The sequence below is a fragment of the Aestuariivita sp. genome (assembly GCF_021404545.1).
GTDB lineage: Bacteria > Pseudomonadota > Alphaproteobacteria > Rhodobacterales > Rhodobacteraceae > Aestuariivita.
Window position 1 is genome coordinate 64,709 of record NZ_JAAWWD010000045.1, and the last position, 9,222, is coordinate 73,930.

Below are 9,222 nucleotides of genomic sequence, written 5' to 3' on the forward strand. Positions count from 1 at the left end.
CATCCAAGAATGGGGTCCTCACCGCTCTGTCAGTTTCAGCTCGATCCGCCTGTTCTGGGCGCGCGCTAGCGCTGTATCGGCAGGGTTGAGCGGCTGGAACTCCGCAAAACCGTTTGCGGCCAGTCGCTGCGGTGGAAAGCCCAGCTCATCGACCATGTAACGCACCACCGACAAGGCGCGCGCCTGGCTCAGCTCCCAGTTATCGGCAAATGCGCCAAACCCCGTGAGGGGGGTGTCGTCGGTATGGCCGTCCACACGGATCACCCAGTCGATATCGGGCGGGATATCGGCGGCAATCTCGTTCAGGATGTCCGCAATATTGTCGATCTCCGTCCGGCCTTCGGCCGACAGATCCGCGCGCGCGGGCGCAAAGAGCACTTCTGAGGAAAAGATGAACCGGTCGCCCACGATGCGCACACGATCCTGACCGCTCAGCACCTCGCGCAGCCTGCCAAAGAACTCCGAGCGGTAGCGTTCGAGATCCTGCGCCTGGGCCGCCAAATCCGCCGCTTCCTGTTCCAGCCGAATGCGCTCGGCCTCTTCCAGCTGGCGGCGCCGACGCTCTTCGGCGGCGACTTGGGCCAGCGCCGTGTTCAGTTCGGAGCCCAGCGATTCAAGCTGCACCTGTGCGGCGGCATCACGCGCCTGCGCCTCATCCAAAAGCGTCTGTAAAACGCCCAACTGCGTGCGCAGGGCAGCGACCTGTTGATTGAGCAGCGCGGCTTCGCGCTGACCCTCGGCGGATAGGGCCTGCTCCTCCGACAGGGCCACATTTGCGGCGGCGAGCAAGGCCGCGCGCTGCTCGGCCAGGCTGAGCCGCTCGGCCGCCTCCGCTTCGGCAGTCTGTTGTGCGGCCAGCGCTGCCAAAAGCCGGGCACGCAGATCCTCCTGATCCGACAGCGCGGTCTGCAGCCGCGCCTGGATATCCTCCTGTTCGGCGAGAGCCAGAGCCGCCTCGTCGACGTCGCTCAAAGCCGCCAGAAGGCGCGCATCCAGATCGTCGCGCGCAGCTTGCGCAGCAGCCAGCAATGTCAGCGTCTCTTCCGCTCGCCTGCGCTGCTGTTCCAGCGCAAGGGTCATTGCGGTCAGCTCGGCATCCGCGTCTTGCAGCCTTGAGCGCAGGGCCTCTGCCGCCGCAGCCTCGACCAGTCGAGCGGCCTCCTCCTCCGAGAGCTGCGCCTGAAGGTCGGTGATACGGGCCTGCGCCTCCGCGTCTCCCGCCTCCAGCGTGGCGATGCGATCAGCAGCATCGGCCCCGCGCGTTTCCAGATCGGCGATCAGCGCCTCCAGCGCCTCTCGACGGGCCGCGTCCAGCCGGGCGGCTTCGGCCTGAGCATCAATCTCGGACCGGCTTTGCGCCAGTGCAAGGTTCAATGCCTCCTGTTCGGTCAAAAGCGCCGCACGCTCGCCTTCCAGATCGGCAATCGCTGCCTGCGCACGGTCCTGATCGGCCAAGAGGGCTGCAACCTGCGCCTCGAAACGTGTGATCTGGCCTTCGGCCTCGCTCAGCGCAGTATCCTGCGCGGCGCGGTCGGCCTGCAGAGCCGCGATCAGGGCCGATTGCTCTGCCAGATTGATCTGCGCCCCCTCCAAGGTGGCCGAAAGCGCGCCGACGCGTTCTGCCAACCCATCGGCGCGCCGCTCTTCCAGACCCAACGCCTGGGCCAGCGCCGAGACCTCGGCCGAGAGCGCATCCAACTCGCTCTCCTGACCCGTGATCGTCTCGCGCAGCACGAATTGCACCACCATGAAAATGGTCAGCACAAACATCAAAACCAGCAAGAGTCCGGTCATCGCATCCACGAAACCGGGCCAGATCGCGCTTTGAAACCGTTGTCCCGTGCGCCGCTGCAGGGCCATGTCCTAGCCCTCCTCGGACCGCGCGGGTGGACGGGCGGGCCGAATACGCCGCGCAGTGGCGGTGTTTTGCGCAAACATCTGCAACGCGGTGTCGATTTCCTTGTGCAGCACCGCCAGCGTTTCCTGACGACCCGCCGAAATCTCTTCGAGAATGCGCAACATCTGGACATCGATGGAACGCAGCCGCATCCGGCTTTCTGCGTCGATGCCTTCGCCCTCACCGGTTTGCGACAAAAGCTCGATCAGGCGTTCCTGACCCTCGACCATGCGGTCGACGGCGCGGGCGGTCTGGCCCTCGCCCTCCATCCGCTCAACAAACCCGCCCATGGCATCGGTCAGTTGGCCCAGACGCGCCTCCAGCATGCCCAGATTGACATCCGACTGGGTGAACATTTGTTGCAGTGTGTCCATCTGATCGGCCATCTGATCGAGAACTGCCACCACCCCGCTGGTATCCTGCCCGCCCTCGTCACCAGAGGCAAATCCCACCCGGGTGATCGACGACAGCCATTCCTCCAACTCGCGGTAAAACCGGTTTTGCCCGTGCCCGGCAAAAAGCTCCAACAGGCCCACAACCAGTGATCCCGCCAGACCCAACAGCGACGAGGCAAAGGCCACGCCCATACCGCCCAGCTGTGCCTCCAACCCGGTCATCAGGCGGTTGAAGATCTCGACCCCTTCCTCGCCATCCTGCGGGGCAAGGCTGCGGATCGTGTCGACAACTGCCGGAACCGTTGTGGCCAGCCCATAGAACGTGCCCAAAAGACCAAGGAAGATCAGCAGGTTGACGATATAGCGCGTGATCTCGCGCGCCTCGTCGATCCGCTGCGCCACCGAATCGAGGATGGATCGGGACGAGGTCGCGTTGATCTGCATGCGCGCGCCGCGTGCGCGCAACAACGTGGCCAGCGGCGCCAAAAGCCGGGGCGCGGTCCCTTCGGGCGCCGAGCCGGTGGCCACGAACCCTTCGATCCAGCGCACCGATCCGATCAGCGTGATCACCTGCCAGAAACAGGTCAGAACCCCGATGAAAAAGACAAACAGAATGAACGAATTCAGATAGGGGTTGGCCTGAAACACAGGCAGCACCCGCGGCAGTGCCAGAAAGGCACCCGCACACGACAACCCCAGCACCAGCAGCATGGTCACGATCTGCCGGGTCGGTTGTGAAAAGTAAGGGCGCGCCTCACGTTTTGGGTTCGCCATTGGCCCCGTCTGACCCTCTTCTGCTCTGTGCGTTACACTATCCCTTCCGCCCTGCGGCGCCAAGGATTTATGCCGTCAGCGCGCGCACCCGCTCCGCCAGCCAGTCGAGATCGGGATCATGCAGTCCGATTTCGTGCAAATGATCTGCGGTGTTATAAAGGTATTCGGTATTGGCCCCCCGATCGCCCACGGCATGCGCGATGATCTGGGCCTGCTCCTCCAGAGGCAGGCCGCCGCAATACTGCACGTGATGGGGGTCGATCACATAGACGAGCGCCTGGGCCGTGCCGCCCACCTGAAACGAGACATGGAGCGTTTTTTCAAGATAGGCCGAGGAAATCAGCTCGCGTTCACGCAGATAGCTGAGCGTGGGCTCTTCCTGCCCGGGGGCAACCCGCATCGCCATACCGCGGCAGGCGCCCGGCCCTTCATCCAGGGCCAGGACCAGGCCCGGCCTTTCAACCGTGCCGCGATGGTGGATCGAGGACATGCAGAACGAGCGGGCATACCCTTCCAGTGTGGCCACGCGCATCTCGGCCACCTCGAAGCCCGGGTTCCATAAGAGTGACCCGTATCCAAATACCCACATCGTCATCATGTCTGGTCCTTGCCCAACGGCGCTTGTAAACACCAAAGGAACGTCCGGCGAAAGGGCATCCATGTTGCGTTTGCTAAAAGCTGTGTTGATTGGTGCGCTCGTGTGGTCGATTTACTGGGCCGGGGCCGGCTGGATGATGCAGTCGGGCGTCGCGCGCTGGTTTGCCGCGCAGGAGGCGCGCGGCTGGCAGGCCGATTACGCGGATCTGAGCCTGGGCGGGTTTCCCGCGCGCCATGTGACACGGATCACCGCACCGGCGCTGGCTGACCCCGCAACCGGAGCCGCCTGGCGGGCCGAAGCGCTGGAAATCGACAGCCGTGCGATCTGGCCCGGCCATGTGACAGTGGGCCTTGGCGATGCGCCGCAGCTTTGGTCCTATTTCGATGAAACCTGGCGGGTAACGACATCGGGTCTGACAGCCGATCTGCGGCTGACCCCCGGTCTGGCCCTGACGGTGGAGGATCTGTCGCTCCGCTCGGGCGCGTGGTCGGTCGTGGCCGAGGACGGCGTTCTGGCACGTGCCGAAACGCTGGTTCTGTCCAAGACGCAGCAGTCGGATGGTCCTGCCACCTATCGCATGATCGCACGGGCCGAGGCATTTGCACCCGGTGCGCGCCTGCGAGAGATCGCGCGCAGCTCCCGCACTTTGCCAGAGGCCTTCGAGACATTGGAGATCGACGCCACGGTTACCTATGACAACCCCTGGGACCGCAGCGCGCTGGAGATCGCGCGGCCTCAGCCGAAACGGGTCGATCTGCGCCTGGCAGAGGCCGAATGGGGCGCGCTGCGCCTGGCGGCTGCGGGGGATTTCGTGGTCGATGATCAGGGCATTCCCGAAGGCACGATCACGATCAAGGCGGAAAACTGGCGTGAGATGCTGGATATGGCCGAGGCCGCAGGCGTTCTGCCGCCCGAAGCGCGCCGCCCCGCGGAACGCACATTGGCCCTCTTTGAAGGGCTCAGCGGCAATCCCAATGCGCTCGATCTGCAACTGAACCTGCGCGGCGGGTTCGTGGCGCTGGGTCCGATCCCGCTGGGCCCAGCCCCGCGGCTGATCTTGCGCTAACGGCAGAAGGGGCCGGATCTGTACCGGGCCGTGTCGAAATGAAAGTGATCGCGGTGGAACCGGTCGCTGTTGGGTCCAAGAACGGTGCCGAACGGGCCACAGGCGGTACGGTGCATCTTGCGCATGGCCGATCTGTAACCCCGCGCGTTCCAGTGGTTCAGCACAGTGATCACCTCACCATCCTCCATCACAAAGCCCGAGATATCGATCGCGCGCCCCTTGCCATGTTCCGAGATCCGGGCACCGGGCTGGTTGTTACGGGTGCGGCAGGTGTAATGCGCGGCCACACGCAGCTGGGCCACCCGGCCTTTTGATCTGAGCGCGGGTTTCATGCCGTTATTCACCCACCGGTTCAACGCCTTGGCAGTGTTGCAATCGATCAATGCCTGCTGGCTGAGGGCCACCCCCGAGACCGAACGGAGGCGCACAGCCTCTTCGATCCCGCACCCCGAAATGCGCCCGGGAACAAAGCCCACTACCTCGCCCTGCAAGGCGGGATCGCCGCAGACCATGCCCCGCCGCCGCTCGCGCTGGCGCGACATCGCCTGCTGTAGGATGCCACCGGGGCGCGCGGAAGGGCGCAGCGACTGCTCTGGCCCGAAGACCGCGCGGGATCGGGTTGACGCCGCAGCAATCTGGGCCGAGACGGGACGAAGCCGTGGCCTGAGCTGGGGGCGCGGCAGCGGTTCGGTGGGCAGCAGCGTGATGCCCGGAGGGATCAACGCACGCGCTTCGGGCCGCAGAGAGCTTTCGGGTGCCAGAGCAAGGGCCGAACCGGTGAGGGCAAGCGCCGCGCCCAGCGCCAGAAAGAGGGCGCCGGGGCGCCGCATCACCGGGCCGCTCCGCGCCCGAAATTGGGCGCATCGGTGTCTTGGCCGGCTTCGATGATCCCGCGTCGGATCGCGCGGGTGCGGGTGAAGTACTCATGCAGATGCGCGCCGTCGCCGGTCCGGATCGCCCGTTGCAGGGCAAAAAGCTCCTCGGTGAACCGGCCCAGGATCTCAAGCGTCGCATCCTTGTTGGACAAAAACACATCGCGCCACATTGTGGGATCGCTGGCTGCGATCCGGGTGAAATCCCGAAACCCCGCAGCGGAATATTTGATCACTTCGCTATCGGTGACCCGGCGCAGATCGTCAGCCACCCCGACCATCGTGTATGCGATCAGGTGCGGTGCGTGGCTGGTCACGGCCAGAACCAGATCGTGATGGTCGGCGTCCATCTGATCGACATTCGATCCCAGCCCCTGCCACAGACGGACAACCCGATCGATAGCGTCGGGATCGCTGCCTTCAACCGGAACGATCAGACACCAGCGGTTGTCGAAGAGCTCGGCAAAGCCCGATCGGGGTCCGGAATGTTCGGTGCCCGCCAACGGGTGCGCGGGGATGAAATGCACGCCCTGGGGCAGATGCGGGCCAACGGTATCGATCACATGGCGTTTGACCGATCCGACATCGGTTACGGTCGCGCCGGGTTTCATCGCCGGTGCAACCTCTGCCGCGACAGCCCCCATCGCGCCCACCGGCACGCAAAGGACAACCAGATCCGCGTCCTCCACAGCCTCGGCCGCACTGTCGCAGACCCGGTCGCACAACCCGATATCCCGCGCGATCTCGCGTGTTTCGGCCGACCGCGCATAGCCCGTGATCTCACCGGCCAGCCCGGCACGTTTGATCCCCCAAAACATCGAAGACGCGATATGCCCCAACCCGATCAGGGCCACACGGTTATAGATCACAGTCATGTCGCCCCCCGGAACGCGCCCAAGACCGCCAACACGCGGGTGTTGTCCTCGGGCCGTCCCACGGTAATCCGCAATGCATCGGCAAAGCCATAGCCCTTGACCACCCGCACCAGAATACCCTGCGTCTTCAGCAAAGCGTCGGCGGCCAGCGCCTCGGCCTCGTCGGCAAAGCGGGCCAGCACGAAATTGGCGTGGCTTTCGTCGCAGCCGATACCCAGCTGATGCAACCCGCCGGTGAGCCGCACGCGCTCATCCGCGTTCACCCGGCGGCAACGCGCCACATAGTCCTGATCGCGCACGGCTGCTTCGGCCCCCGCCAGCGCCACCCCCGACATATTGAACGGCCCCCGGATCCGGTTGAGCACATCGATGATCTCTTGCGGGGCATAGCCCCAGCCCACGCGCAGACCGCCCAGACCGTAGATCTTGGAAAACGTCCGGGTCATCACCACGTTATCGCGCGACGCCACGAGCGCCGCGCCGCCATCATAGCCTTCGACAAACTCGGCATAGGCGCCGTCCAGAACCAGCAGGCACTGGTCGGGCAAGTGATCCGCCAACCGCGCCACCTCGATTGCGCTGATCATGGTGCCCGCGGGATTGGCCGGATTGGCCAGATAGACGAGCCGCGTCGCCGGGGTCACCGCGGCCAACAGCGCGTCGACATCGACATGCCGCCCATCCTCGGCCGCCACAACCGGGGTCGCGCCAGCGGCCAGCGCGATGATCCGGTAGAGAGAGAACCCGTGTTCGGGATAAAGCACGGCGTCGCCCGGCCCGGCATAGGCCATGGCAAGCAGCGTTAGGATTTCATCCGAACCGACGCCGATGATGATCCGCTCTGCCTCCAACCCATGCTCCTCGGCGATGGCCTGACGCAGAGCCTTATGATCGGTTGACGGATATCGGTGCAGGCTGGCGGCGGCGGTCCTGATCGCCTCGACCGCACCTTGACCTGGGCCAAAGGGGTTTTCGTTGGACGACAGTTTCAGAACATCGTCCATACCCTCGATATGCGACGCCCCTCCCTGATAGAGCGAAATGTCCATAATCCCCGGTTGCGGCGTCATTGCTGTCATTCTGGCCCCCATAACTGTGCCGGTTCTAGCGATGTGCCGAGACACTGACCAGCCTCAAGGCGCCAAAGGACCGCAATTGGGCAGAACCGTGGTCGACACCCGGCGCAAACTGGACGAGGGGCCGAATTGAACCGGAGTGTTGTCGCCGGGATACACCTCGTCCTTTTGCAAAGGACCTCCAACACCAGGGCCCCGCACACCCCAAACGCGTGTCGCGGAGCGCGCCCGCCATATCACGCAATCGGAAAGGAAAGCCCAAATAGCGCGAGATTTCAGCCCTATTTGGCCGACAATAGCCCTATTTGAGCGCTCAGACAGCCACGCGATGCGCACAACAGCACAGAGGCATCTTGGCGCACAAGCCCGCCTGAGGCGCAAGACACCCGACCCACACAACCCAGGGGTGATCCAGTCAACCGAGCCCTGCCAACCCACCCTTTTTCTCAAAAAAGTCATTCGGGATTTAGGAAACGCTTTTCAGAGCGAATCACCTTTGCTATCTACTTGGATACAAAAAAGAATAACAAGGCAGGCATACAGGCAATGAGAGCGGGCTTTACCGGCACGTTCGTCATCTCCTGGTCGCAAACAGAAGTAGACGGTCTTGAGGCCGCGTCGCTTGGCGCGTTGACCGTTGGATCGGCTTGGTCCTGGCGTGGCGAGGCGCTGCGTCTGGACGGGCCATCGGACATATTGCGACTTGAGCGGACAGATGGCGATGCCAATCTGCGCAAACGCGCGACACATATGGTTCGGCGACTGGTCGGCGCGGCCATGACGTATGAAAACGACCTCGGCGCCGTCGATATCGATACGCCGTTGATGGACTGCCATTTCGTGGTCACGGATGGGCGCGACAGCTATACGATCACATTGATCGAGACAGGCCCCTCGTCGCAGCCGCTGTTGATGTTTCTCAACACCATTCCGCCGCGCGACACCGATCTCTGGATCGTCCATCAATCCGTCGCCGCGCGCAGGGCCCGAACGGTCGAACCGGGCCAGGGCGGTGTCATCTGCTTTACTCCCGGCACCCGGATCTCGACACCCGATGGACCCTGCCTGATCGAAGAGCTGAAAGAGGGCGATCGCATCATGACCCGAGACAGCGGACCGCAGGACATCCTGTGGATCGGCAAGCGGCGCATTACTGGCGCGCGCATGTTCGTGATGCCCGAGCTACGCCCCATCCGGTTCCGCCCCGGGGCGTTGGGCATCGACCGGCCCGATCAGGAGCTCCTGGTGTCTCCCGAGCACCGGATGCTGATCCGGGGCGCGATTGCGCAAAGCCTTTTTAACACCTCAGAAGTGTTGGTTCCGGCGCGCGAACTGGTGAACGGATCGACCATTTTCGTGGATCTGGCTGTGCGTGAGGTGGACTACTTCCATCTTCTGCTGCCCCATCATCAGGTGATTTGGGCAAACGGGGTGGAAGCCGAAAGCTTCCATCCCGCCAGCGCGTCCCTCGCGGCACTCGGCGATGCCGATCGCCGCCGTCTGCTGCAGCAGCTCCCCGGACTGGACATCAACCCCCATGCGTACGGTGGGTATGCCAGGCGGAATCTGACCGCCTCGGAAACCGCGATCCTGATGCACGAAGCCGCCTGAGCTAACTGTTGGTCTTTCTGGGGGCGCTGCCCCCGGCCCTGCGGGCCTCCCCCCCCGG

Annotated in this window: 8 protein-coding genes; 2 read left to right on the plus strand and 6 right to left on the minus strand. The window is 64.0% G+C overall.

Annotated features, from left to right (window positions below; translation table 11 throughout):
- Positions 1-18: 18 nt before the first annotated feature.
- The 3 genes from HEP69_RS16075 to HEP69_RS16085 form a co-directional block, all read right to left on the minus strand.
- Complete coding sequence (locus HEP69_RS16075) at positions 19-1,860, minus strand: peptidoglycan -binding protein (protein ID WP_290559543.1); 1,842 nt, start codon at positions 1,858-1,860, stop codon at positions 19-21.
- Between the two features lie 3 nt (positions 1,861-1,863).
- Positions 1,864-3,066 (minus strand): biopolymer transporter ExbB, encoded by a 1,203-nt coding sequence (locus tag HEP69_RS16080; protein WP_290559544.1) that lies wholly within the window; start codon positions 3,064-3,066, stop codon positions 1,864-1,866.
- A 67-nt stretch (positions 3,067-3,133) separates the two neighbouring features.
- Positions 3,134-3,661, minus strand: a complete 528-nt coding sequence (locus HEP69_RS16085) for a gamma-glutamylcyclotransferase (protein ID WP_290559550.1) — start codon at positions 3,659-3,661, stop codon at positions 3,134-3,136.
- A 64-nt stretch (positions 3,662-3,725) separates the two neighbouring features.
- Here HEP69_RS16085 and HEP69_RS16090 point away from each other — a divergent pair, with 64 nt between their 5' ends.
- Positions 3,726-4,730 (plus strand): DUF2125 domain-containing protein, encoded by a 1,005-nt coding sequence (locus tag HEP69_RS16090; protein ID WP_290559545.1) that lies wholly within the window; start codon positions 3,726-3,728, stop codon positions 4,728-4,730.
- Here HEP69_RS16090 and HEP69_RS16095 read toward each other — a convergent pair.
- From HEP69_RS16095 to hisC, 3 genes are read right to left on the minus strand one after another with little or no spacing between them, the layout of a single operon-like run.
- Positions 4,727-5,560 carry an extensin family protein gene (locus HEP69_RS16095; RefSeq protein WP_290559546.1) on the minus strand — a complete coding sequence of 278 codons (834 nt, stop codon included), beginning with the start codon at positions 5,558-5,560 and terminating at the stop codon, positions 4,727-4,729. The genes HEP69_RS16090 and HEP69_RS16095 overlap by 4 nt on opposite strands.
- A complete protein-coding gene (locus HEP69_RS16100) occupies positions 5,560-6,477 on the minus strand; it encodes a prephenate/arogenate dehydrogenase family protein (protein ID WP_290559547.1) in 918 nt (305 codons plus the stop codon). Before HEP69_RS16100 ends, HEP69_RS16095 begins: the two co-directional genes overlap by 1 nt.
- A complete protein-coding gene (gene hisC, locus HEP69_RS16105; RefSeq protein WP_290559548.1) occupies positions 6,474-7,556 on the minus strand; it encodes a histidinol-phosphate transaminase in 1,083 nt (360 codons plus the stop codon). Before hisC ends, HEP69_RS16100 begins: the two co-directional genes overlap by 4 nt.
- 543 nt (positions 7,557-8,099) lie before the next feature.
- Between hisC and HEP69_RS16110 the strand changes: the two genes are divergently transcribed.
- Positions 8,100-9,164, plus strand: coding sequence for a Hint domain-containing protein (locus tag HEP69_RS16110; RefSeq protein WP_290559549.1), 1,065 nt, complete (start codon positions 8,100-8,102; stop codon positions 9,162-9,164).
- Positions 9,165-9,222: the final 58 nt, after the last annotated feature.